Source organism: Paraburkholderia phymatum (genome assembly GCF_038900715.1).
GTDB lineage: Bacteria > Pseudomonadota > Gammaproteobacteria > Burkholderiales > Burkholderiaceae > Paraburkholderia > Paraburkholderia phymatum_A.
Genome location: NZ_JAYMRZ010000016.1, coordinates 17,657 through 42,387 on the forward strand (window position 1 = coordinate 17,657; position 24,731 = coordinate 42,387).

Below are 24,731 nucleotides of genomic sequence, written 5' to 3' on the forward strand. Positions count from 1 at the left end.
CAACTATCGATCAGAAAACGGAGTTTCCCATGACCCAGCTCGATCAACTGTTTAGCGCGGACCGCGCACATTTCATGCACCCGTCGACGCACGCTCACGATCACGCGAGCGGCGCGCTGCCCGGCCGTATCGTCACGGGCGCGAAGGGCATTCGCATCGAAGACCATCAAGGCAAGTCGTTCATCGACGCGTTCGCCGGCCTCTATTGCGTGAACATCGGCTATGGCCGCACGGAAGTCGCCGACGCGATCTACGAGCAGGCGAAGAAGCTCGCGTATTACCACACGTATGTCGGCCACTCGACGGATACGATCATCGAGTTGTCGTCGCGCATCATCGACTGGTCGCCGAAGGGCATGAAGAAGGTGTACTACGGCATGTCCGGTTCGGATGCGAACGAAACGCAGATCAAGATCGTGTGGTACTACAACAATGTGAAGGGCCGCCCGAACAAGAAGAAGATCATTTCGCGCCAGCGCGGCTATCACGGCTCCGGCATCGTCACGGGTAGCCTGACGGGCCTGCCGAGCTTCCATCAGCATTTCGATCTGCCCATCGAGCGCGTCAAGCACACGGTGTGTCCGCACTGGTATCGCCAGGCGCCCGCAGGCATGAGCGAAGCGCAGTTCGTCGACTATTGCGTCGAAGAACTTGAGAAGCTGATCGCGAAGGAAGGCGCGGACACGATCGCCGCTTTCATCGCAGAACCCGTGATGGGCACGGGCGGCATCCTGCCGCCGCCGGCCGGCTACTGGCCCGCGATCCAGAAGGTGCTGAAGAAGCACGACATTCTGCTGATCAGCGATGAAGTGGTGTGCGGCTTCGGACGTCTGGGCTCGAAGATGGGCGCGCAGCACTACGGCATCGAGCCGGACCTGATCACCGTCGCGAAGGGCCTGACGAGCGCGTATGCGCCGCTGTCGGCCGTGATCGTCGGCGAGAAGGTGTGGGACGTGATCGCCCAGGGCTCGCAGGAACACGGCCCGATGGGACACGGCTGGACGTATTCGGGGCATCCCGTTTGCGCCGCCGCCGCGCTCGCGAATCTCGACATCCTGGAGCGCGAGAACCTCACGCAAAACGCGGCCGACGTCGGCGGCTATCTGCTCGCGCAGATGCATGCCGCGTTCGACTCGCATCCGCTCGTCGGCGAAGTGCGCGGTGCGGGCATGCTGGCTGCTCTCGAATTCATGGCGCATAAGGACGAGCGCCGTCCGTTCGATGCCGCGTTGAAGGTCGGTCCGCGTGTGTCGGCTGCCGCGCTGCAACGCGGGCTGATTGCGCGCGCGATGCCGCATGGCGACATCCTCGGCTTTGCGCCGCCGCTCATCACGACGCGCGCCGAAGTCGACGAGATCGTTTCGCTGACCAAGGCCGCCGTCGATGAGGTCGCATCGCAGGTGCTCAAGGACGCGGCCACGGCATAACAGCGTCCTCGCTGGATTGCAATTGGCGTAAGCGAGTGCGAAAGCGGTTCCATGCACAACGAGTGCATGGGGCCGCTTCGCATTTGTGCGCATTGCGTGTTATAAGCCCAAAGACAGGCTTTTCGTTCCTGAACCGGAAGAATGTCTTTGGAGACACGCATTGAAACTAATCGATAAAGCAAAGTTCTCTGCAACAGCCCTGGCAGTGGCCGGGCTTTTCGCAACATCCGCGGGATTTCTCGAATCCGCACCGGCCTACGCCAAGGCCCCTCCCAAACAGAAAGTCGTACTCGATGCGTCGGCCGTGGCCGTCGCGGACAAGTACAGCGCCGATGCCGCCGAGCAGATCTTCAAGGAAGGCGGCAATGCCGTCGATGCTGCCGTCGCGATTGCGTTCACACTGGCTGTCACGTATCCCGAAGCGGGCAATATCGGCGGCGGCGGTTTCATGACGCTGTACATCAACGGCAAGCCGTATTTCATCGACTATCGCGAGCGTGCGCCGCTTGCTGCGACGCGCACGATGTATCTCGACGAGCAGGGCAACGTCATCAAGGGCAAGAGCCTCTTTGGCGCCGATGCCGTTGGCGTTCCGGGAACGGTTGCGGGCATGTGGGAAGCGCAGCATCGCTTCGGCAAGCTGACGTGGAAGCAGGTGCTGGCGCCCGCGATCAAATACGCGCGCGATGGATTCGAAGTCGACGAGCAGCTTGCGCAGCGCCGCGAAAATGCGGAAAAGGACTTTGGCGGCAAAACGAATTTCGACACCTATTTCGGCAATCTGAAGCAGGGCGTCAATTTCAAGCAGCCGGATCTGGCAGCCGTGCTGACGCGCATTGCGAATCAGGGCGCGCGCGAGTTCTATAACGGCAAGACGGCCGACCTGATCGCCGCGTCGATGAAGAAGGACCACGGCCTCATCACGAAGCGCGACTTGCAGGAGTACAAGGCCGTATGGCGTCAGCCCGTCCAGGCGAACTGGAACGGCTATCGCGTGATCACTGCACCGCCTCCTAGCTCGGGCGGTATCGGCCTCGTGCAATTGCTGAAGATGAAGGCGGACCGCAAGGACGACTTCAATAATGTCGAGCTCAATTCGCCGCAGTACATCCATCTGGTTTCGGAAATCGAAAAGCGCGTGTTTGCGGACCGCGCGCAATACCTTGGCGATCCCGACTTCTACAAGGTGCCGATTACGCAACTGACCGACGACGCGTATATCGCCAAGCGCGCATCGGAAGTGAATCCGACGACGCCGTCGGACACGAAGAGCGTGCAGCCGGGGCTGGGCACGTCGATGCCCGAGAAGGCGGAGACGACGCATTTTTCCGTGGTCGACAAGTGGGGTAACGCCGTCTCGAACACGTACACGATCAACGGCTATTTCGGCTCGGGTGTCGTGGCGGAAGGCACGGGCATCGTGCTGAACGACGAGATGGACGACTTCGCGTCGAAGCCGGGCGTGCCGAACATGTTCGGCGTGGTGGGCAGCGACGCGAATTCGATCGAGCCGAAGAAGCGTCCGTTGTCGTCGATGACGCCGACCATTCTGACGAAGGACGGCAAGGTGTCGCTCGTGATCGGCACGCCGGGCGGCTCGCGCATCTTCACGTCGATCTTCCAGGTGATCAACAACGTGTACGACTTCAACATGCCGTTGAACGAAGCCGTTGCCGCGATGCGTTTCCACCATCAGCTGTTGCCGCCGAACACGATTTTCTGGGAGCCGTACAAGCCGATCGACGGAGACCTCGCGAAGCAGGTCGAAGCGAAGGGCTACACGTTGCAGGCACAGAACTTCAACGGCGACATTCAGGCGATCAAGATCAACGGCGAGACGCCGCAACCCGTATCCGACCCGCGTGGACGCGGTGTGACGCGAGTGATACCGTAATGGCGTGACGTGCATCGGCACGTCGTGTTGATTCGCTTTGCAGCGGGCATTGCCGGAATGGCGGTGTCCGCTGTTTTCACTTTCAGCTGCGGGAGAGAGCGATGAATCAGCCAGTCTCACAGAACGATGCCACCGGGCCGCGCTTCGAAGGATTGAGCGCCGTCACGCTGGCGACGCACGACATGCAGCGCGCCGTTGCGTTTTACCTCGCGCTCGGGTTTCCGCTTTCTTATGGCGGGCCGTCCGAAGCGTTCACGTCGTTTGCATTCGGCGGCACCTATCTGAATCTGATCGTCGATACGCGCGGGCCCGTTCTTTGGTGGGGACGGGTTATCGTTCACGTGTCCGACGTGGACGCTGTCTATCGCAAGGCGCTTGCGGCGGGATTCACGCCCGAGTCCGCGCCCGCCGATGCTTCATGGGGCGAGCGGTACTTTCATATCTGCGATCCCGATGGACATGAGATCAGTATTGCAAAGAGGCTTTAACACTACTCATCTGCCGCCGCGCAACTGCAAGGAAAGCCGCTGCTGGCGCGCCGTCGGGCACAGCGGCAGGTGGAGTAATATGAATGACACCCACAATCGCCACAATCACAAGAGCCCACGCGCAGAGTAATCCCCTTCCGTGGAATGGAAGAAACCAGGAGCCACTGTGATGAAGGAATCCGAGCAGGAATTTGACGGCGCGGCGCTCACCGCCCGGCAGCGCCGTTTCGAAGAAGACCTTGTCGACGCGTACGACGAGGAACTGGAAATGGAAGTGGACGACCGTATTCTCGACGGCTCGGAGGGCTTTACGCCCGAGGCACGCGAAGCCCGCAAGCACTATTTCCGCGAATTGTTCCGGCTGCAAGGCGAACTCGTCAAACTCCAGGACTGGATCGTCAAGACGGGACATCGCCTCGTCGTGATCTTCGAGGGCCGCGATGCTGCAGGCAAGGGCGGCGCGATCAAGCGCATCACGCAGCGGCTGAATCCGCGTGTGTGCCGCGTCGCCGCGCTGCCCGCACCGAACAACCGCGAGCGCACGCAATGGTACTTCCAGCGCTATGTGAGCCATCTTCCCGCGGGCGGCGAAATGGTGCTGTTCGATCGCAGCTGGTACAACCGCGCGGGCGTCGAACGCGTCATGGGCTTTTGTAACGACGACGAGTACGAAGAGTTTTTCCGCTCAGTACCCGAATTCGAAAAGATGCTGGTGCGCAGCGGCGTCCAGATCCTCAAGTACTGGTTCTCCATCACCGACGAAGAACAGGAAATCCGCTTCCAGGCGCGCATTCAAGATCCGCTCAAGCAATGGAAGCTGAGCCCGATGGATCTCGAAAGCCGCAGGCGTTGGGAGGACTACACGCAAGCCAAGGAAGTGATGCTGCAGCGCTCGCATATCCCCGAGGCGCCGTGGTGGGTCGTGCAGGCCGTCGACAAGAAGCGCGCGCGCCTTAATTGCATTCATCATCTGCTGAGCCAGGTTCCGTATCACGAGATCGAACATCCGTCCATCGTATTGCCGGAACGCGTGTATCACGACGAATACATTCGCCAGCCTGTGCCGTCGTCGATGATCGTGCCCGAAGTCTATTGATCGATACCCTGTTCGTAGGCCTTGGTCATAGGGCTCAAATGAAAAGCGCGGCTTGTTGGCCGCGCTTTTTTGTTCGCCCTCTCGGGCGAAAGGCCGTCGATCAGAACGTATGCCGGAACACCCAGTACAGGCACGCGGACAACGCAATCGACGCCGGCAGCGTCAACACCCATGCCAGCACGAGGCTGCGCACGGTGCCCCATTGCAGTCCCGAGCCGTTTGCCGCCATCGTGCCCGCGACGCCCGACGACAGCACGTGCGTCGTCGAGACGGGCAGGCCGTAGACGTCGGCGGCACCGATCGTCACCATCGCGACGAGCTCGGCCGACGCGCCCTGGCCATAGGTCAGATGCTGCTTGCCGATCTTTTCGCCCACCGTCACGACGATCCGCTTCCAGCCCACCATCGTGCCGAGGCCCAGCGCAATCGCCACCGCGACCTTGACCCATGTCGGAATGAACTTCGTCGCGTGATCCATCTGCTTCTTGAAGTTGTCGATGGCCTTGGCGTCGTCCGGTGCAAACGCAGGCTGCTTCGCTTTTTCCATCAGACGGATCGCCTCGGACGCCACATACATGTTGTTGCGAACGTTATCGACGAGATCTTGCGGCACGTTCGCCATCGAACCCGACGCGCCGACCTGCTGGCCGATCAGTTCCGACAGCTTCTGCAGCGCGGGCACCGTCGCGGGCGTCAGCTGACGCGTGCGCACGTAGTTCTCCACTTCGGCGCGCGCCTCGGCGACGGGCGGCGGCGTGCCCCCGGTCGCATACTTGCCGAGCGTGGCCGAAGCTTGCTGCGAAACCGCGAGGAACGTCTGCGTTTCCGCTGCGGTGACGGCCTTGTTCAGCGCATATGCCGTCGGCACCGTGCCGATCAGGATCAGCATGATGAGGCCCATGCCCTTCTGGCCATCGTTCGAACCGTGCGCGAATGAAACGCCCGTGCAGGTCAGGATCAGCAGCGCGCGAATCCAGAACGGCGGCGGCTCTTTGCCCTTCGGCTCGGAATAGAGCGCGGGCACGCGCACGACCGCCTTGAGGATCAGCAGCAGCAGCGCTGCCAGCAGGAAGCCGACGATGGGAGAAAACAGCAGCGATTTGCCGACACCGAGCGCTTGCGCCCAGTCGACGCCGCTCGTGCCGTTCGGGCCGTGCAGCATCTGGTTCATCAAGCCGACGCCGATGATCGAGCCGATCAGCGTATGCGAGCTCGACGACGGCAAGCCGAACCACCACGTGCCGAGATTCCAGATGATCGCGGCGATCAGCAGCGCGAAGACCATCGCGAAGCCGGCGCTGCTGCCCACCTGCAAAATCAGTTCGACGGGCAGCAATTGGAGGATGCCGAATGCGACCGCGCCCGTCGAAGTCAGCACGCCGAGAAAATTCCATGTGCCCGACCAGACGACGGCCACGCTAGGCGTCAGCGAGTGCGTATAGATGACGGTCGCGACCGCGTTCGCCGTGTCATGAAAGCCGTTGACGAATTCGAAGCCGAGCGCGATCAATAGAGCAACACCAAGCAGCAGATATGGAACGAACGAACCCATGCGCACGGGTTCGAGGTCGCCGATCAACTGGAACGCGCAATAGATGGCGCCCGCGACGAGCGCGATCAGAAAGACGGCGACGCCCAAATTGCGGTTCTTTGCGGTTGCAGTACCTGGTTGCGGGTATGAGAGTTCCGGCATGGCCTGGGCCTCGGGGGGAAGGTTCGGGGGGATTTACGATGCTGCAAGGCCAGTATGTCTGTACGATGACAACGGCATGACGGATGCCGTCCCCTTAACGTTTATGCCCTGAATCAAGGGGTTTTGGAGCGGCGATGCATGCTGTTGCGCGCATCCGATGTTGTAGTGCCTTAAAAGAAAAGCGCGTAGAAGAGCGCGAAGAAGGGCGCGTCGGCCCAAACGCTAAAATGCGTCCTTGACCACCCTTTGGCGGCCTTTGAGAAAGAGACATCCTTGAAAAGAAAAATGCCAGCGCTCAATGCGCTCAAAGCCTTTGAAGTCGCCGGCCGCACCGGCAGCTTTACGCGCGCCGCAGAACTGCTGAATGTCACGCAAAGCGCGGTGAGCCGTCAGGTGCGTCAACTCGAAGAACAGCTTGGCGAATCGCTGCTGCAGCGGCGGCATCATCATCTCGATCTGACGGCGTCCGGCCGCGTGCTTTTGCAGGCCTTACAGCATTCATTCGACAAAATAGAATGGACCGTGCGCAGCATTCAGGAGAAGACGCACCTCAATCGTCTGCGGATCAATGTGCCGCCCACGTTTGCAAGCCGCTGGCTCTTGCCGCGGCTAGGCCGCCTGCGTGCGGATCGGCCCGAACTCGAATTGAGCCTGTCGACGCGTCTTGAAGACGATCTCGCCGAATCGAGCGTACTCGACTGCGCGATTCGCTTTGGCAATGGCGAATGGGAAGGGCTCGACAATGTGCTGCTGATGAACGAGCAGCACATTGCCGTGTGTTCACCCGCGCTGCTCGCGCGCCAGGCGGGAAGCGCGGGCATCGACCTCAACCAGTTCACGCTGCTGCACGTATTGGCAAGCGACAACCAGCGCTATCTGACGTGGCATCACTGGTTGAAGGCGGCGGGCATCGAGGGCGTCGATACGTCGGGTGGCTTCGAATTCGATCTGCTCGATCACGCGATTCGCGCGGCCATCGACGGCCTCGGCATCACGATTGCCGATCGTCATATGATTGCTCAAGAGCTTGCCAATGGACAGCTCGTGCAAGTGTTGAACGTGCACGTCGATGGGCACCAGTCCTATTGGTTCGTGACGCGGCCCGAGCAAGGCGAGCTGCCGCATGTAGCCGTCTTTCGCGACTGGCTGCAACAGGAAGTGTGGCTGACGCAGCGCAGCTTTGAAACATCGGCGGCATTGGCCGTGCCGCTGATAAGCGGCCATTGACCACACCCAGGCTCGATCGCCTCTTGTGGGAAAACAACACACGCGCGCGACAGAAGCGCTTCCACTCGTCAAAGGGACGCATTGCACGCTGCGGCACTGGTATTATTTTTATATCAATCCATGACGTTGCGTCTGCATTGAAAGTCCACGCACCACGCGCAATGACCGTCGCGCGTGCCTGTATCCCCGTAGTCACTTGCTCAGAGAGCGATGAAGTTGGCAACGAATAGCAAGGCCGCGCAAGGGACACGCTTTGTCGAGCGCATCTACCGTTTGCGCATTGCCGGGCTGGGATTTGGCTTCTTCTGCGTCGCTTCCGTATTCGCGCAACAGCATCGCGGCTTCTTGCTGTGGACGCTGCTCGTGTTCCATGGCTTCTTCTGGCCGTATGTCGCGCGGCGTGCCGCACTCGCCTGTGCCGTGCCTTCTCGCGGCGAGCGCGTGAACCTGATGGTCGATGCGCTGCTGGGCGGCTTCTGGGTCGTCGCGATGCAGTTCAATGTCTTGCCCAGCGTGCTGATTCTCGCGATGCTCGGCATGGACAACATCGCCGCAGGCGGTATCAGGCTATTTGCACGCGGCGTGGTCGCGCATGGTCTCGGTTTGATCGTGGGGCTTGTCACCTTAGGCTTCGTCTTTTCGCCGATATCGCAGATGCCGGTCATACTCGGGTGTCTGCCGTTCCTTTTCGTTTATCCGCTCGCATTGGGCTTGACGAGCTACCGCCTGTCGCTGGAGCTTGCGCAGCGCACGCGGGAACTGGAACGTCTGAGCCGCACGGACGGCTTGACGCGCCTGTGGAACCGGCGGCATTGGGAAGGGCTGCTCGCCGACGAGTTCGAGCGATGCCGCGCGAACCGCTACGCGTCATGCCTTCTGCTGATCGACCTCGATCACTTCAAGCGCATCAACGATACGATGGGCCATCCTGCTGGCGACGCCGTGCTACAGGCATTCGCGGATCTGCTGCGCCGCCATTTCCGCGCGGGCGACAGCATTGGGCGCTACGGCGGCGAGGAATTCGGCATCGTGCTGCCCGGCGCGACGCTGCGCGAGGCGCACGCCGTCGCGAAAGCGCTGCTGCAGCGCGTGCGCGACAAGTGCAAAGAGGCATCGGCGGAATGCCCGTGTACGATCAGCGTGGGCATCGCCCAACTCACCGACGATATCTTCGACTATCACACGTGGCTACTCGAAGCCGACCGCAGCCTGTATCAGGCGAAGGCGACAGGGCGTGACCGGATCGTCGTCGGCGGACTCGCGCCCGTGCAGGAAGTCGCGCGCGGCTAAAGCGGCGCGGGCCGCGCTAACGCAGGCTCAAGACACACACGCCTAACAAATAGTGCTCACGCAAAGCACCTTTAGAGTGCTTTAAATAATGCCCGCGAAAATCGAACCGAATAGCGCCGATTTGACGACGTAGCAAGTCGGCCGATACTACGCGTCGAGGCGCTTGCCGACATCGAATCGCGTACACATCGAATGCGCTGTTCAGGAAACGGCCCCCCTCGGCGCAATACCGCGCAGCGTGATGCCGCGCTCGTCACGCAGTGCGCGGCTCTTTTCGCGCGCGGGATGCGCGGCGATCTCTTCGTCGGTGCTCGAAGGCTCGACTGCATAGCCACGCCGCTCCCACGCGTCGAGCCCGCCTCTTATCGCGCGGACCCGCGTAAAGCCTTTGCTTCGCATATGCCGCGACAGCGCTTTCGCCGTGACGTCGTCGGCGCAAACGCAATAGACGACGACATCGCGCGCGAGCAAGGCGGCGTCGACGGTATCCGGCGAATCGATGTCGAGCGGCAGCGCGCCGGGAATGCGCTGGGGCGCCCGTGCTCGCACCGCTGCGGGGCGGGCGTCGAGCACGATGGGCGGCTTGTCGGCGTGCATCATCGCGTCGAGCTGTTCGGGCGAGACGGGCGCAAGCGACAGAGGCTGTTGCAGCCGCCAGCGCTGGATCAGGCGGAACGCCAGATAAACGATCGCGATTGCGAACAGCACATCGACGATCGTCCAGCCATGAGCCCGCACTTCGAAAATCAACAGGCTGAGCTGATGCTCGAATATCGCGCCGCCGAGCAGCCAGAACGTCGCCCACGCGACGATGCCCACGGCATCCCACGCGAAAAAAATCACGGCGCCGACGCGCGTCGTGCCCATCAACGGCGGCGTGATGATCGCGAGCCCCGGCACGAACTTCGACACCGACACGATGGCCGGGCCAAAGCGAACGAAAAGCGCGCGCGCTTTGCGCATGTGCGCTTCGACGGCAGCGGAGAGGCGGGCGAGCGCGCGGATCAGCCGTCGGCCGAGCAGGCGGCCCGCAAGGAACCACGTGCCGTCGCCAATCAGCGCGCCTGCGAGGGCCGCCGTCAGCACATGCCAGAACGACAGATGGCCGTTCGCGATGGCCGTCCCCGCAAGCAGCAGCACGGGCACGGCGGGCACGGGAACGCCGAGGCGCGTGAGCAGCACGTTCGCGAAAACGACGGTTGCGCCCCAGGTAGATATTGCCGACGGGTGGAACTCGACCAATTGCAGCGACTCCTTGGCGCGTTGCATCGCTTCGTCTCGCGTTGCTGTCGTGCGGTTCGCGGCGGCAGCCGCTCATTGTTGCACGGCTAAACGCATCGCGCGTACCAACGTAAGGGCGCGTCAGGCAGAAGCGAAAAGATACGCAAGACTAGCGCCGGTTCGACGCAAGCAGCGTGACAGGAATGTCGGTGCATCCGATGCTGCGCGAGATTTCGAGCTCTCGCCACTCGCCGTCACGCGATTTCGACGAGATGAGCGGATCGAGTTGCCGGTCAGTGCGCAACACGTTGAAGGGCCACGACGGCCTCAGCAGTCGTTCGTGTACGAGCGAGCCGAGCCAGATCGGCGTGGGCGCAATGCCTTCGCGGCGCGCAACGGCATAGCCCGTGCGCCAGAAACGCAGCACGTCGCGCTCGTCGCGGCGATTGCGCTGTTTGCTGAAGACGAGCATCGACGGTTCGCCGTCGTTGAGCTTGGGCAGAACGGGCAAATCCATCGCGGGCACGTCGGGCGACACTAGCGAAAACAGGCTGCGCGCATTGAAACGCGTGCCCTCCAGCCAGCCGCGGCTGCGCAACTGCGCGACGATCTGCTGCGGATCGGCTGACCATTGCAAGGTGATCGGCTCGCGCCGGTCGCCCTCCATGTCGGAGCGGTAGCAGGGAAAGATCTTCCACAGCGAGTCCGTCCATTGCGCTTGCGTCACGACGATAGGTGGCCGTTCGCGCATGGGTCTTGGCGCATCAGGTTGGCGTCCCAAGCCGATCTGCAAGCCCACGCTCGCGCACAGCACCGCGAGCAGAACGGCAGGCATGGCTTCGCGCAACGGCGGCGTTTCAGGGTGCCGCCATACGGCCGTCAGCGCGACGACGGCCACCCACACTGCCGCGAATGCCGCGCCGCCGACGGCATCGGAGAACGCGAAGCGTCCCGAGTACAGGCCCGCGAACGCGATGACGATCACGATCAGCGTAGCAAGCGCCGTGACCGCGATGCCCGTCAGCATGCCGACGCGCCGCGCGACGACGAATGCGAGAAAGCCATAGACCGTGACGCTCGCCGCAACGTGATTGCTGGGAAACGCGTAGAGATCGGGCTGCGTGGCGGCCGGCGGCGCGTGATGGACGATCACCTGCATTGCGAAGATCAGCAGTTGCGAGAACAGCACGGCGACGAGCCAGTAGATGAGCGTGCGCCAGCGCTTCTCATAGGCCATCAGAATGACGGACGTGATGACGAGCGCCATCAGCGTGGGAATGCTGCCGAGCGTCGAAGCGCGCGCAAGCGCTTCGTCTATCCACGGCGCGCGCGACGATTGCAGGAAGCGATAGACGGACATGTCCACCTGAACGAGCGGATCGCCCGCCACGACGTCCTGCATGACGCCGAAGAATACGCCCGCGCACAACAGCACGAACACCGAGATGCCGACGAGCAGGCCAATGGCTTCGCGTTCGGGATCGACGATGCGATAGATCAGCCGGCCGTATGGCGCTTCGTGATGGCGTGCCCAGTTCAGAATGCTCTGGCGCGATGCGCTCGCCCATGCCCGCGCATGCGAGACCACCACGCGCATGATCCAGAAGCAGACCCACACGAGGGCGACGACGATCGCGAGCGCGGCGACGAGGCGGAACGACACGGCGCCCGCCAGCTGGATCGACGCGCCGAACACGACGCCGGGCAGAATATGCGCGGGCGCCCATAGCAACGCCGAGAGCAGGTTCATCGCGTAGAAGCGCGCGGGCGGCATTTCGAGCATGCCCGCGACCACGGGCACGACGGCACGCAGCGGCGCGGCGAAGCGCGCGAAGACGACGCTCTTTGCGCCGTGTTTGTCGAAGTGCTTCTGGCCGCTTTCGAGCAGGCCCGGATGCGTGCTGAACGGCCAGAGCCTGCCGATCCTGTCTTTATAGCGGCGGCCGATCCAGTAGCTCATTCCGTCGCCCGCGACGGCGCCCGCAATCGCACACGCGAGCAGCCAGCCGAGGTTCAGCGTGCCCGTGCCGACGAGCGCGCCTGCGATGAACATCGCCGTGCTGCCCGGCACGAAGGTGCCGACGATCGCGACCGCTTCGAGAAAGGCCGCAAGAAAGACGACGACCAACGTCCATGCCGCATGGCCTGCGAGCAGGTGCAGCAACTGGACATACGCGTGCTCCATGGATTTCTCCGGGTATTGAAGCTGCTATCCAAGAGCACGGCGACGCAGCACGGTGACGCGCATGGCGCGCAAATCATTCCACTAAAGTCTACCAGTGTGCTCATGCCGGGCGCAGACATGCGGCTACGCATCACAAGCAGGATATGGAGACTCAACGTTCGAAAGCCACTGCTTATTCTTGCGACTCGCAATGCCGCGGAGGCGACGTTTCAAGGCGCGACGCTTCAAAGGGGTTTCAACGGGAGTGCAAAGCTGCTTCGATGTTCTTTAAAGCGCGTCAAAGCCGCCTTGCCCGCCAGGTGTTACAAACCTTATGCGAGTCTTAAGGGCGAAAGCCTTATAAATGCGCAACGATTGTCTTATTCACGCTTCAAAACCATAGCGCTTCTAAGCAATTCCGTGGCATAGTCGGCCTATGCAATTCAAAGGGAGGCAATAATGGCGACATTGGAATCTATCCAGGCACGTATAAAGAAGCTGCAAACCCAGGCCGAAGCGATCGTCACTCAACGTGCTCAGGGCGCCCTGGACCAGATCCGCGAACTGATGATCAAGCACGGTCTCACGACGGAAGACATCGAGCAGCGTGCCAAGGCCCGGCGCGATCGCGCGCGTGCGGAGCGTCTCGGTGTTGCGGGCGGCAAGGCAAAGCCGGCGGCGGCCACCAAAGGCAAGCTGCCGCCCAAGTATCGCGATCCGAAGACGGGCGCGACGTGGAGCGGTCATGCGCGTCCGCCGGCATGGATCAAGAACGTGAAAGACCGCAGCAAGTTTCTGATCGATCCGGCTGAGGCTGTTTCCGAACCGGCTGTGACCGTCAAGGCAGCCGCGAAAAAGACGGCTGCTAAAAAGGCAGTTGCAAAGAAGGCAACCGCAAAGAAGACGGCGGCAAAGAAAACAGTGACGGCGAAGTCCGCAGCGGGCAAGGTCGCGAAGAAAGCGGTCGTCAAGGCTGCCGGCAAGAAGACAGCAGCCAGAAAGACCACTGCCAAATCGGCGGCGCCGACGGCTGCAAAGAAAGCGGTCGCAAAGAAAGCGGTTGCCAGGAAAGCTACCGCGGCCAAAGCGCCCGCAAAGAAGGGTGCCGCAAGAAAAGTGAGCGCGAAGAAGGCGCCCGTGAAGACCGTGGAGCCCGTCGTCGAAACACCGGCGGCAGTGCAGACGCCCGCCGAGACAACCGGCGAGGCTTGAGACGCGCGTCCCACTCGGAACGCTTCGACACGACCCGGCCGGATCTTGCGAGGTCCGGCCAATTCCCCCGGCGCGGTGCATCAACCGCCGCGCCGTCATTTGCAGCCGGCGCGACGCCGGCTCGCTCGACGGCAATGCCGCCGTTTTCCGCGTCCTTAAAGCAGCAGTCGAATAGACGCATTTCCACACATTGTGTCCGATCCGTTGGCGCTTGGTTCGTCTGCGCGTCAATTCGCTCTATGAACATGAGTTTTTCGAATGCTTGCCGGTCGAAATACTCGCTTGCGGGTCGTAATGGCGCAGAGAAGAATCCGGGTCATGCGCCGGCTGCAGGTTTCGAATCGCTTTAAAGCGCTTCGAATGGCGGCCGGTAACGTGCTTTGCGCACGCGTCACGAGGCAAGGACCATGCGACTCGACCGGAATTTCGTAAGCGGCCAGTTCATCGAACCCGCAACCGACGAACTCATCTCCGTCTATAACCCCGCCACCGAGGCGTTGATCGCGCAAGTGTCGGGCGCATCGCGCCAAGAGGCGATTGCGGCCGTCGATGCGGCCGCTGCCGCGCAGAAGCAATGGCGCGCATTGCCCGCCGCCGGGCGCGCCGTGTATCTGCACCGGCTCGCGGATGCCCTGACCGACTGCGCGCCCGCCATCGGCGCGGCGCTCGCGCAGGAGTCCGGCAAGAGCGTCGCCGATGCGACGAACGAAGCCGTCTACGCCGGCCAGATCACGCGCTATCACGCCGAATGGGCGCGCCGTATCGAAGGCGAAGTCATTCCGAGCGACACGCCCGACGAAAATCTCGTGCTGCATCGCGAGCCGATCGGCGTCGTCGCGTGTTTGATTCCATTCAATTACCCCGTCTACACGTTGATGCGCAAGGTCGCGCCGGCGTTGATCGCGGGCAATGCCGTCGTCGTGCGTCCGAGCAACAACACGCCGACTTCCGCATTCGAAATCGCTAAAGCCATCGCGCGCGCCGAATTGCCGCCGGGCGTGGTCAACATTCTCGCGATGAGCCACGCGACGGCCGAGGCCGTGTGCACGCATCCCGCCGTCGGCATGATTACGCTCACGGGCAGCGTCGGCGCGGGCCGCAAGGTGCTCGACTATTGCAAGGCGAACATTGCGAAGCCGTCGCTGGAACTGGGCGGCAAGACGCCCGCCATCATCGAGCCGGATGCCGATCTCGAGAAAGCCGCGCGAGAACTCGTCGGCTCGAAGACCACGCATTGCGGACAGCTTTGCACGGCAATCGAACGCGTCTACGTGCATGAGAGCGTGCACGACCAGTTCGTCGCGCTGTTGAAGCAGCATATGAGCGCCGTGAAAAGCGGCGACCGCAGCGTCGATGCTTCGCTGATGGGCCCGCTCGTCAACGAAGCATCGCGCCAGTCGATTCACGCAATGGTCCAGCGCGCGATTGCCGACGGCGCGAAGCTCGAAACGGGCGGCGTGATGCCCGAAGGCAAGGGCTTCTTCTATCCTGCGACGCTGTTGACGAATTGCCGTCAGGACATGGAGATCATCCGGGAAGAAACCTTCGGCCCGATCATGCCCGTCGTGCGCTACAGCACGCTCGACGAAGCGCTGCACATGGCCAACGACCATCAATTCGGTCTTTCGTCGGTGCTTTACACCGAGAACTACCGCACGACGATGAAAGTCGCCAACCACATCGAAGCCGGCGAACTCTACGTGAACCGCACGCCCGCCGACCCGTATCAGGGCTTTCACGCAGGCTGGAAGCGCTCGGGTCTCGGCGGCGACGACGGCAAGCACGGCATGCTCGAATTCACGCAGACGCGTCTCGTCGTCATGAAGTACTGATCCTTTCAAAGCGCATTCCGCGCAAGCGGGTGCGCTTTTTCCTCAGCCGCAGCAAGCATGCGCTGCGCCGCATTCATAACAACATCTGGAGACACGACGTCACGGCGCATGCCGTGCTCCTCGCGCGTCTCCACAGGAGCACCTCAGTGGCAAGCCCATCTCTGAAAACGGACGTCTCCGCACGCCGTTCCGATGCATCGACCGTTCAATCCGCCAGCAACGCGCAGCGCTATGTGCAATTGCTGCTGCTCGTCATTGCAGCCGGTGCAATCTATCCGATTCTCTACTTGCGCCAGGTCTATCAGCCGACGATGCTGGAAGTCTTCCACATCACCGAAAGCCAGCTTGGCTATTTGTACTCGATGCTCGGCACGATCTTTCTGCTGAGCTATCTGCCGAGCGGCTGGCTCGCGGATCGCATCGCGCCGCGCGTGCTGATCAGCTTTTCGCTCGTTGCAACGGGCGTGCTTGGCCTGCTGTATTCGACTGCGCCGTCGTTCGATCTGCTGCTGATGATCTTCGGCGGCTGGGGTCTGTCGACGGGCCTGACGTTCTGGGCGGCCGTGATCAAGCGCGTGACGCTGATCGCCGGTCACGACGAGCAGGGCCGTTTCTTCGGCTTTCTCGACGGTGGCCGGGGACTCGTCGAAGCGATGCTCGCGACGATCGCGATCACGCTCTTCGCGTGGATCACGCAGACGAAGGGCGAACCGGCTGCCGTCGGCTTCCGGTTCGTCGTCTATATGTACGCGTTCCTTTGCGTCGGGCTGGGCGTGCTGCTCGCGCTCGTCAAGGACCCTTCGTCGCAAGCGGAACAGACGAGCAGCGCGCAAGCTGCAAAGCGCGGCAACGTGATCGGCGATCTGCTTACGCTCGCGAAGATTCCAGAGCTGTGGCTCGTCGCGGCGATCGTGTTCTGCGGGTATCAGGTGTTCTGGGCGACCTATAGCTTCTCGGCTTATCTGCATGAAGGCGAGATCGGCCTGTCGGTGGTGATGGCGGGCACGATCACGACGCTCAAGCTGTGGATGCGTCCCATCGGCGGCATCGGCGGTGGTTTTCTCGGCGACCGCTTTTCGAAAGTGACGGTGCTGATCATCGCGCTCTTTCTTGCGTCGCTGTCGCTGATCGGCCTGATCGCCGCGCCGAAGATCAGCAGCCACGTGCTGCTCGTGTTCCTCGTGCTTTTTATCGGCGTGCTCACTTACGCGATTCGCGGCCTCTACTGGTCGTTGCTCGACCGCTGCAATGTGCCCGTGCAAACGATGGGCCTCGCGATCGGCCTGATCTCCGTGCTCGGCTATTCGCCTGACGTGTTCCTGCCGCTCATCAACGGCTATCTGACGCAGACATTCCCGGGCGTGCACGGTTATCAAATGTACTTCGGCTACGTGGCTGCCGTGTCCGCCGTCGGCGGCTGCGCGGGCCTCGTGCTGCGCAATATGCTCAACAGAAAAGAAGGTGCGTAAATGAAAGTCGTCTCGCTCGAAACGCATGTCGTCGCCGTACCTCCGCCGCATATCGGCGGCATGTACTGGATCTTCGTCAAGCTGAAGACGGATTGCGGCATTGAAGGCGTCGGCGAAATCTATTCGGCCACGTTTCATCCGAATGCGATGACGCACGTCATCGACGATGTGTTCACCCGCTATCTGCTCGACAAGGACCCGCACCATATCGAACGCCTGTGGCGTGAAGCGTATTCGAGCGGCTTTACGCAGCGTCCCGATCTGACGATGATGGGCGTCGTGAGCGGCCTCGAAATGGCGTGCTGGGACATCATCGGCAAGGCGGCGAACAAGCCGGTGTACGAATTGCTGGGCGGCCGCGTGCACGAGCGCCTGCGTTCGTACACGTACCTGTACCCGAAGAATCGCCGTGGCGAGTACGACTACGACGATTCCGATCTCGCCGCCGAATGCGCGGCCGAAAACGTCAAGCGCGGCTTTACGGCCGTGAAGTTCGATCCGGCGGGACCTTACACGGCTTACTCGGGCCACCAGTTGTCGCTCGAAGTACTGGACCGTTGCGAAATGTTCTGCCGCAAGGTGCGCGAGGCTGTCGGCAGCAAGGCCGATCTGCTGTTCGGCACACATGGGCAGATGGTGCCGTCGTCGGCGATCCGCCTCGCGAAGCGCCTCGAAAAATTCGACCCGCTGTGGTTCGAAGAGCCCGTACCGCCGGGTCAGGAAGACGCAATGGCGCAAGTCGCCGCACACACGAGCATTCCCATCGCGGCAGGCGAGCGCCTGACGACAAAGTATGAATTCTTCAAGCTGCTGCAAGCAGGCGGCGCGTCGATTCTGCAATTGAACGTCGCGCGCGTCGGCGGGCTGCTCGAAGCGAAAAAAGTAGCGAGCCTCGCCGAAGTGCATTACGCGCAGATCGCACCGCATCTGTACAACGGGCCGATCGGCGCTGCCGCGAGCATTCAGCTCGCCACATGTACGCCGAATTTCCTGATTCAGGAAAGCATCGGCACGTGGGACGGTTTCCACGCTGAAATCCTCAAGACGCCGATTCGCTGGGAAGACGGCTACATCATTCCGTCGACGGAACCGGGCCTCGGCGTCGAGTTGAACATGGAAGTCGTGCAGCAGCACACGCCGTACACGGGTACGCGGCTGCATTTGCAAATGGCGTCGCGGCCCTTCGACGTGAAGGATCTCGCGCCCGCCAAAGGCTGAATGCGCGAACGGGCCTCAACGTATTCCACGGATGGACGCCTGCGGGCGGATAAGGCATGAATTACGACTACATCATTGTCGGAGCGGGATCTGCGGGCTGCATTCTCGCGAACCGCCTGTCGGCATCGGGCGAGTACTCGGTGCTATTGCTGGAAGCGGGGCGCGCGGACGATTCGTTCTGGTTCAAGATTCCGGTTGGCTTCACGAAGACGTACTACAACGAAACGTATAACTGGATGTACTACAGCGAGCCTGAGAAGGAACTCGACAACCGCTCGCTGTATTGTCCGCGCGGAAAAGTGCAGGGCGGCTCCGGCTCGATCAACGCGATGATCTACGTGCGCGGCCAGGCGCGCGATTACGACGACTGGGCGCAAGCGGGCAACAAGGGCTGGTCGTATCGCGACGTGCTGCCGTATTTCCGCAAGCTCGAATCGCATCCGCTCGGCGACACCGAGTATCACGGCGCGAATGGACCGATCAGCATTTCGCCGATGAAGGACGCCGTGCATCCCATCTGCCATGTGTTCCTCAAGGGCTGCGAGCAGGCGGGCTATCGACGCACCGACGACTTCAACGGCGCGCAATTCGAAGGCGCGGGCATTTACGACGTTAATACGCGCCATGGCCAGCGCTCGTCGAGCAGTTTCGAGTACCTGCACCCAGTGTTGAACCGAAGCAATCTGACCGTCGAGCGAGAAGTACTCGTCACGCGGGTACTGTTCGATGCGAACCGGCGGGCGACGGGCGTCGTCGTAAAGCAGAACGGCAGCACGCGTCAATTCACTGCGAAGCGCGAAGTGATTCTGTCGGCCGGGGCGGTCGATACGCCGAAGCTGCTGCAATTGTCGGGTGTCGGCGACCGGGCGCTGCTCGAACAGCATCGCATTCCGCTCGTGCATGATCTGCCTGCCGTCGGGCAGAACCTTCAGGATCATCTTTGCGTGAGCTTCTATTACCGCGCAAACGTGAAGACGCTGAATGACGAAATGCGGCCGCTCATCGGCAAGATCAAGCTCGGCTTGCAGTACATGTTGACGCGCAAGGGGCCGCTCGCGATGAGCGTGAATCAGTCCGGCGGCTTTTTCAAAGGCAGCGAGAACGAGGCATTGCCGAACTTCCAGCTCTATTTCAATCCGCTCTCTTATCGCATTCCAAAGAGCAACAAGGCGAGCCTCGAACCGGAACCGTACTCGGGCTTTCTGCTGTGCTTCAATCCATGCCGCCCGACGAGCCGTGGCTCGATCCAGATCGCGTCGAATCGCGCTGAAGATCCCGCGAAGATTCGCATCAACGCGCTGACGACGCAAAAGGACATCGACGAGGCCATTCAGGGTAGCGAACTCGTGCGCAAGATCATGTCGACGCGGGCGCTCAAGGGCATCACCGTCGAAGAGATTTCGCCGGGGCCGCAGGTGAACGATCGCGCGGGCTTTTTGCAGTACTTCCGCGAGCAGTCCGGCTCGATCTATCACCTGTGCGGGTCGTGCGCGATGGGGCCCGATGACGGGACCTCGGTGGTCGACGAGCGTTTGCGCGTGCATCGCATATCGGGCTTGCGCATCGTCGATGCGTCGATCTTCCCGAACATCACGTCGGGCAATATCAATGCGCCGACGATGATGGTCGCGGAAAAAGCTGCGGAGATGATTCTCGAAGACGCTCAAGCGGGTGGCGCGCAAGTGCGCGAAGCGGAAAAGGCGATGGTTGCCGCGCACCAGGCGTAATTGAAGAGGCTAGCGGCCGCGTGTACGGAATTGCTTTCCTGTGCGCGGCCGCTTTGTTTTTGCTCTCGCGAATCGCACTCAGACGTCTTCGGGAAAGCCCGCGCGGCCTTGCGTCATGTCGCGCAGCGCTTCGCGCGCGGCGTCGATGGCGGTGATGGGCATGCGTATCGTCAATTGCACGCTCATGCCATAGGTGCTCGATTCGAGCGTGTGATTTTCCTGTTCGATCCAGCGGCGCACGCGTGCTTCGTCGGGATAGCCGATTTCGACGCTCAGCGACGCGAGCGCAATCCGCTCGACGCGCGGCGCTTCCTGCAGTGCCGTTGCGATGGCGTCGGTGTAGGCGCGCACGAGGCCGCCCGCGCCCAGCTTCACACCGCCGTAGTAGCGCACGACGGCGGCCAGCACGCCGTCGAGATCGTGGTGGCGAAGCACTTCGAGTATCGGGCGGCCTGCCGTGCCGGAAGGTTCGCCGTCATCGGACATGCCGGACTGGCCGCCCGCGAGAAGTGCCCAGCATACGTGCGTGGCAGCGGGGTGCTCCGCGCGCAGGCGCTGCAATTCTTCCATCGCGGCGTCGCGGTCGGCCACGGGAATCGCGTAGGCAATGAAGCGGCTTTTGCGGATTTCGAGTTCCGCGTGAAGCGTCGAGGGCAGCGTAAAGGTCGGCAAAGCAGGTTGCGAACGGTGATTTAAAGGCGCGGGTGCGTCCGACATATTAACGGATGTGCGAGCGCGGGCTGTTATTTAGGGGACTCGCTGCGCGCATTTTGACGCATGCGGAAAGAGTCTCTTGCTCACTTGCGTGATGACGCGACGGCAGCACGAGCCGATAATGCATCGCATGACGGATCTAGCTCTGGCTGGAGCGATGCCGGACTCCTCATCCGGTGATCCGTCTGTTCTTCCCTTTCGACGTGGTGAATGTCGTCGAAAGCCGACACTAGAATCGTGTTCCCGCCGTGCAACCGGCAGCGTAACCGTAGTTACTGCCGGCGCCCGCGCAACCGAAAATCCCACAAGCGGAAAGCAGTGCGCTGACGATTGCCAGTATGGTGATCAGTTGGACGCGTGATTTCATCGTGTAGTCGTCAAAGTCATTCCATTCGATGTTGTCGCCGGCATTGAGTCAGCACGGGAAAATTGAAACGGGTCCATCTTCGTCGCGTCCAGTTCCCTTCCCGTGCCCCACAACGCGAGCGGATAAGCGCATATATCTAGCACGGATGCACGATTGGTTCGAAAAAGATCGTCAAGGCGTTCAATCCGCGCAAAGCCGCCCCTCTGCCTCATTCAGGAACACAGGGGCTTGGCTCTGCAGACACCCAAAAGCAAACATCAGATAAGAACCCTCAAATCATCGATCCTTTGATACGCCCCTCGAAAATAGCGGTGTCGATTGCCCAGTCGTCGACTGTGCCGCTACGCGTGCCATCGACGGTCACGGCAACGCTTCGTCCGCCCACAATGCTTTTCATCTTCTCGGGCGTCAGTGCGGTTTCCTTGCGATCGCGGGTGGTGGATGGGGACAGGTCTTTCACTACGACAGTGGCTTTCATGGCAATTCTCCCGGTGCGGATAGACGAGCACGATTCAGCGCTCGCTTCCTGTTCCGCAACGCGTATGCCGATTTAGCGGCCCTGTGAGGGGTAACGCACATTGCGCGTTGCAAAGCGCCTGTGCGCAAGGGAATATCGGACGGTGCTCACGCGTCTATCACCGGTTGGCCGTCGTGTCGGCGAAAATCTGTTGGCGTCGACCACACCAGCGCGCGTGGACGGTTGTTGGAATGAACGCGACGTGTCGATGAATGCTGCGTGTTCACGCGCGAACGAATGCGCTCCGTATGCCGCCGCGTAGCCGCATACGGAGAGAAGGTACAGGTGAACAAATGGACGGGAGCGCTACCGCTATTTGCGCAAAAGGCTTTGCGGCGGTATACGTTCGTCGACGGGTTGACGTGCGGCCGTCGGGAATCCTGCGGGATAGTCGACTACGCGCGTCGCGGCGGGCAGTGCTTGCGCGGTGACGCCAAAGAAGCGTCCCCCCGTTCTTGCGCCGCCGACGATGGCCGTCATGGCGGCGCGATCGAGTTCGACGCTTTCGGAGAGATCCTTGATGACGAGCTTGGGCATGGCAGTTCCAGAAAAAATATCGCGTGATGCCATCGCGATCAAAGGCGCGCTTCGATCAGTGGCGGCAACGCGTAGGGCTCGAACAACCAGTATAGGTAATTCAGGCTCGATACGATGTGGGCTAGCGAGCAATGCGAACGAAGCGAGGAGAACAGTAAAGCGAGAAGCACGGCGCCCGTATTCGTCGCATCGTTTACAAGCTGCGGGGCATCGACCGTCTTGCTGTTGTCGAACATGAACGGCGGCCGCGCCGTTCGCGCCGTGCGCACGATCTCTACCCGGCGCATCAATCGACGCATAGGCCATGCCAGGCGCACGACCGTGCCGTGCGTGTGTCACGGGCCAATCCTGGTTTGCGAAAGGCATACGTGCGAACTACTATCGAACGAGCAAATGTAATTGGTTACGACAGGGAATTTCTTCGGCCAACGAGAGCTGCAGCGCTTTGAACACATGGCTAGCCTTGCGCACGTGATTCGGGACTTTCAGAGCGGCGCGCTCACGCACGACGCGTTTGTCGCTCAACTCGACAGCACGCTGACGACGGAAGGTCTCGGTTCGGCTCGTCTGCTCGAAATACTTGGCGAAGCGCACACCAGGAAGCCTCTGCCTCCTGATCTCTACGCGGAAGTGCGCCGCCGGATCGAGCAGATGCCGGTGTCGAATCTTGCCGCGGCGGGCGGTGAGGAAACGCGTGTGCAGACGGTGCCGGAGCGCCTTATCGCGACGCCGCCCACGAGGAACGCCGATACGTCCTCCGTGCTGTCCGGCCTCGATCAGGTGAAGGGCACGGGCGATACGCTGAACAACCGCTTCGTTCTCGAAGAGTGCCTGGGCGTGGGCGGCATGGGCACCGTGTACAAGGCACTCGATCTGCGCAAGCTCGAAGCGTCCGACCGCAAGCCCTATCTCGCGATCAAGGTGCTTAATACGCAGTTCCGCGGCAATCCGAAGTCGCTGATTGCATTGCAGCGCGAGGCGCGCAAGGCACAGGTACTCGCGCACCGCAATATCGTCACCGTTTACGATTTCGATCGAGAGGGACCGATCGTTTATCTGACGATGGAGTACCTGTCCGGCAAGCCATTGAGCCAGATCCTGCGCACGCCGGATTTCAAGGGCATGCCCGTACAGTCCGCGCTGCCGATCGTGCGCGGTATGTCGAACGCGCTCGCGTATGCGCATGAACGCGGCTTCGTGCATTGCGATTTCAAGCCCGCGAATGTTTTTCTCACGGATACAGGCGAAGTCAAGGTGATCGACTTCGGCATTGCGCGCGTCTTTCAGCGCCCCGAAGAAGAGAGCGACGCGACCGTATTCGATCCGGCCAGCCTCGGCGCGTTGACGCCCGCGTATGCGAGCCCGGAAATGCTCGAGCATCTCGAGCCCGATCCGCGCGACGACATCTACGCGCTCGGTTGCATTACGTATGAGCTTTTGACGGGACGCCATCCGTTCGAGCGCATGTCGGCGACTCAGGCGCGCGCGGCGAATCGCCAGCCGCAGCGGCCGGAGAATCTGGGCAACCGTCAATGGCGCGCGCTGCGCTCGGCGCTGGCGTTCGATCGCAAGGCGCGCACGCCGACCGTGTCGCGCTTCGTCGAAGAGTTCGGCGCGCAGGATCGCCCGTCCGGGTCGAAGTCGACGACGCACAGCCCCGACCGCACAGGGATGCTGGTGAAGTCCGGCGTCGCGGGTCTCGCGCTCGCTTGCGCAGCGGCGGGCGCGTTGTACTTCTATCGCGCGTCGCAGAACCTGGAGCACGAGAACGACGCACAGCAGGCGTCGGCCGTGCCCGAGACAGGCGCGCCGTCTGCGCAGAGCGCGGCCGTGTCGCCAACGTCCGCTACGCCTGTTGCACCCGTCACACCTGCACAGCCGTCCACCGCGTCCGTGGCCTCCGCGCCTGCGCCGCAAACACCCACCACGCCCCCGCCGCCGACGCTCGCCGCCGTTACGTCGGTGCTCGCATCACTGCCGTGCTCCGCGCTGGCCGCTTCCGTTCAGGATCGCGCGGTAGAGGTGCGCGGATTCGTGCCGCAGCAAGGCGAGGCGCAAGTCAACGAGCGCCTTGCGACATTGCCGGGCGTGGCATCGACGAAAGTCGACGTGCATCACGTGAGCAACGACAAGTGCGACATCCTGAAGGAACTCGGTCCTTACTGGTCGCATAACTGGCTGGTGGGCCACATCAGTTCGCTAAAGGCACGCATGCCGAATGGCGTGCTGACGGAAGGCGATCCTCTCGTCGTCGATGTGACGACGCCGGGTTACGACTCGTATGTGAACATCGACTATTACGTACTCGACGGCACGGTAGTACACATGGTGCCGGGGCCGCGCGCAAAGGGTAATCAGGCGCCGCCGCACTACGCGGCGACGATCGGCAACGGCGGCGAGTGGGTCGTTTCGAAGCCGTTCGGCGAAGAGCTGGTTGTCCTGCTGGTCACGCCCGCGCCGCTATTCGATGCCCCGCGTCCCGAAAGCGAGTCGCGCGCGGACTATTTGCGCGCTCTCGATGCGCGGCTCAAGCAGCTTGCGGCGAGATACGGGCAGGACCGAATCGTCGCCGATATCGCGCAGATCAACAGCAGGCCGAGGCCGAATTAAAAGTAAAGAGCGCGCGCGTATTCCGCTT

19 protein-coding genes are annotated in these 24,731 nt (G+C 61.8%); 12 read left to right on the plus strand and 7 right to left on the minus strand.

Annotated features, from left to right (window positions below; genetic code table 11):
* The first annotated feature begins 29 nt into the window (after positions 1-29).
* From VSR68_RS26260 to ppk2, 4 genes are all read left to right on the plus strand, one after another.
* The gene (locus VSR68_RS26260; RefSeq protein ID WP_342942633.1) at positions 30-1,427 is read left to right on the plus strand and encodes an aspartate aminotransferase family protein; all 1,398 of its coding nucleotides are present in this window, start codon (positions 30-32) and stop codon (positions 1,425-1,427) included.
* A 160-nt stretch (positions 1,428-1,587) separates the two neighbouring features.
* Positions 1,588-3,321 carry a gamma-glutamyltransferase gene (gene ggt / locus VSR68_RS26265; protein WP_342942634.1) on the plus strand — a complete coding sequence of 578 codons (1,734 nt, stop codon included), beginning with the start codon at positions 1,588-1,590 and terminating at the stop codon, positions 3,319-3,321.
* Between the two features lie 101 nt (positions 3,322-3,422).
* Complete coding sequence (locus tag VSR68_RS26270) at positions 3,423-3,809, plus strand: VOC family protein (protein ID WP_342942635.1); 387 nt, start codon at positions 3,423-3,425, stop codon at positions 3,807-3,809.
* Positions 3,810-3,978: 169 nt separating this feature from the next.
* Positions 3,979-4,905, plus strand: a complete 927-nt coding sequence (ppk2, locus tag VSR68_RS26275; RefSeq protein WP_342942636.1) for a polyphosphate kinase 2 — start codon at positions 3,979-3,981, stop codon at positions 4,903-4,905.
* A gap of 100 nt (positions 4,906-5,005) precedes the next feature.
* On the opposite strand, the gene VSR68_RS26280 is transcribed toward ppk2, so the two are convergent.
* Positions 5,006-6,598, minus strand: coding sequence for an inorganic phosphate transporter (locus VSR68_RS26280; protein WP_342942637.1), 1,593 nt, complete (start codon positions 6,596-6,598; stop codon positions 5,006-5,008).
* A gap of 285 nt (positions 6,599-6,883) precedes the next feature.
* On the opposite strand from VSR68_RS26280, the gene VSR68_RS26285 reads away from it, so the two are divergent.
* Together VSR68_RS26285 and VSR68_RS26290 are read left to right on the plus strand one after the other, a co-directional pair.
* A complete protein-coding gene (locus tag VSR68_RS26285) occupies positions 6,884-7,825 on the plus strand; it encodes a LysR substrate-binding domain-containing protein (RefSeq protein WP_342942638.1) in 942 nt (313 codons plus the stop codon).
* A gap of 210 nt (positions 7,826-8,035) precedes the next feature.
* Positions 8,036-9,115, plus strand: coding sequence for a diguanylate cyclase (locus tag VSR68_RS26290; protein ID WP_342942639.1), 1,080 nt, complete (start codon positions 8,036-8,038; stop codon positions 9,113-9,115).
* Positions 9,116-9,316: 201 nt separating this feature from the next.
* On the opposite strand, the gene VSR68_RS26295 is transcribed toward VSR68_RS26290, so the two are convergent.
* Together VSR68_RS26295 and VSR68_RS26300 are read right to left on the minus strand one after the other, a co-directional pair.
* The gene (locus VSR68_RS26295) at positions 9,317-10,384 is read right to left on the minus strand and encodes a VTT domain-containing protein (RefSeq protein ID WP_342942640.1); all 1,068 of its coding nucleotides are present in this window, start codon (positions 10,382-10,384) and stop codon (positions 9,317-9,319) included.
* A 121-nt stretch (positions 10,385-10,505) separates the two neighbouring features.
* Complete coding sequence (locus VSR68_RS26300) at positions 10,506-12,521, minus strand: bifunctional DedA family/phosphatase PAP2 family protein (RefSeq protein ID WP_342942641.1); 2,016 nt, start codon at positions 12,519-12,521, stop codon at positions 10,506-10,508.
* 438 nt (positions 12,522-12,959) lie between these two features.
* Here VSR68_RS26300 and VSR68_RS26305 point away from each other — a divergent pair, with 438 nt between their 5' ends.
* From VSR68_RS26305 to VSR68_RS26325, 5 genes are all read left to right on the plus strand, one after another.
* Positions 12,960-13,712 (plus strand): H-NS histone family protein, encoded by a 753-nt coding sequence (locus VSR68_RS26305; protein ID WP_342942642.1) that lies wholly within the window; start codon positions 12,960-12,962, stop codon positions 13,710-13,712.
* A gap of 407 nt (positions 13,713-14,119) precedes the next feature.
* A complete protein-coding gene (aldA, locus tag VSR68_RS26310) occupies positions 14,120-15,544 on the plus strand; it encodes an aldehyde dehydrogenase (RefSeq protein WP_342942643.1) in 1,425 nt (474 codons plus the stop codon).
* Between the two features lie 146 nt (positions 15,545-15,690).
* Positions 15,691-17,013 carry an MFS transporter gene (locus VSR68_RS26315; protein WP_342942644.1) on the plus strand — a complete coding sequence of 441 codons (1,323 nt, stop codon included), beginning with the start codon at positions 15,691-15,693 and terminating at the stop codon, positions 17,011-17,013.
* Positions 17,014-18,231, plus strand: a complete 1,218-nt coding sequence (locus tag VSR68_RS26320; protein WP_342942645.1) for a mandelate racemase/muconate lactonizing enzyme family protein — start codon at positions 17,014-17,016, stop codon at positions 18,229-18,231. It abuts the gene before it with no gap.
* A gap of 56 nt (positions 18,232-18,287) precedes the next feature.
* Positions 18,288-19,958, plus strand: coding sequence for a GMC family oxidoreductase (locus VSR68_RS26325; protein ID WP_342942646.1), 1,671 nt, complete (start codon positions 18,288-18,290; stop codon positions 19,956-19,958).
* Between the two features lie 78 nt (positions 19,959-20,036).
* Here VSR68_RS26325 and VSR68_RS26330 read toward each other — a convergent pair whose 3' ends face one another.
* From VSR68_RS26330 to VSR68_RS26345, 4 genes are all read right to left on the minus strand, one after another.
* Positions 20,037-20,675 carry a YigZ family protein gene (locus VSR68_RS26330; protein ID WP_342942647.1) on the minus strand — a complete coding sequence of 213 codons (639 nt, stop codon included), beginning with the start codon at positions 20,673-20,675 and terminating at the stop codon, positions 20,037-20,039.
* Between the two features lie 635 nt (positions 20,676-21,310).
* Positions 21,311-21,517: a hypothetical protein gene (locus VSR68_RS26335; RefSeq protein ID WP_342942648.1), complete on the minus strand. Its 207-nt coding sequence runs from the start codon at positions 21,515-21,517 to the stop codon at positions 21,311-21,313.
* A 351-nt stretch (positions 21,518-21,868) separates the two neighbouring features.
* Entirely contained in the window at positions 21,869-22,093 is a 225-nt protein-coding gene (locus tag VSR68_RS26340) for a hypothetical protein (protein WP_342942649.1), read from the minus strand.
* A 38-nt stretch (positions 22,094-22,131) separates the two neighbouring features.
* Positions 22,132-22,392 carry a hypothetical protein gene (locus VSR68_RS26345; RefSeq protein ID WP_342942650.1) on the minus strand — a complete coding sequence of 87 codons (261 nt, stop codon included), beginning with the start codon at positions 22,390-22,392 and terminating at the stop codon, positions 22,132-22,134.
* Between the two features lie 154 nt (positions 22,393-22,546).
* Between VSR68_RS26345 and VSR68_RS26350 the strand changes: the two genes are divergently transcribed.
* Entirely contained in the window at positions 22,547-24,703 is a 2,157-nt protein-coding gene (locus tag VSR68_RS26350; RefSeq protein ID WP_342942651.1) for a serine/threonine protein kinase, read from the plus strand.
* The last annotated feature ends 28 nt before the right edge of the window (positions 24,704-24,731 follow it).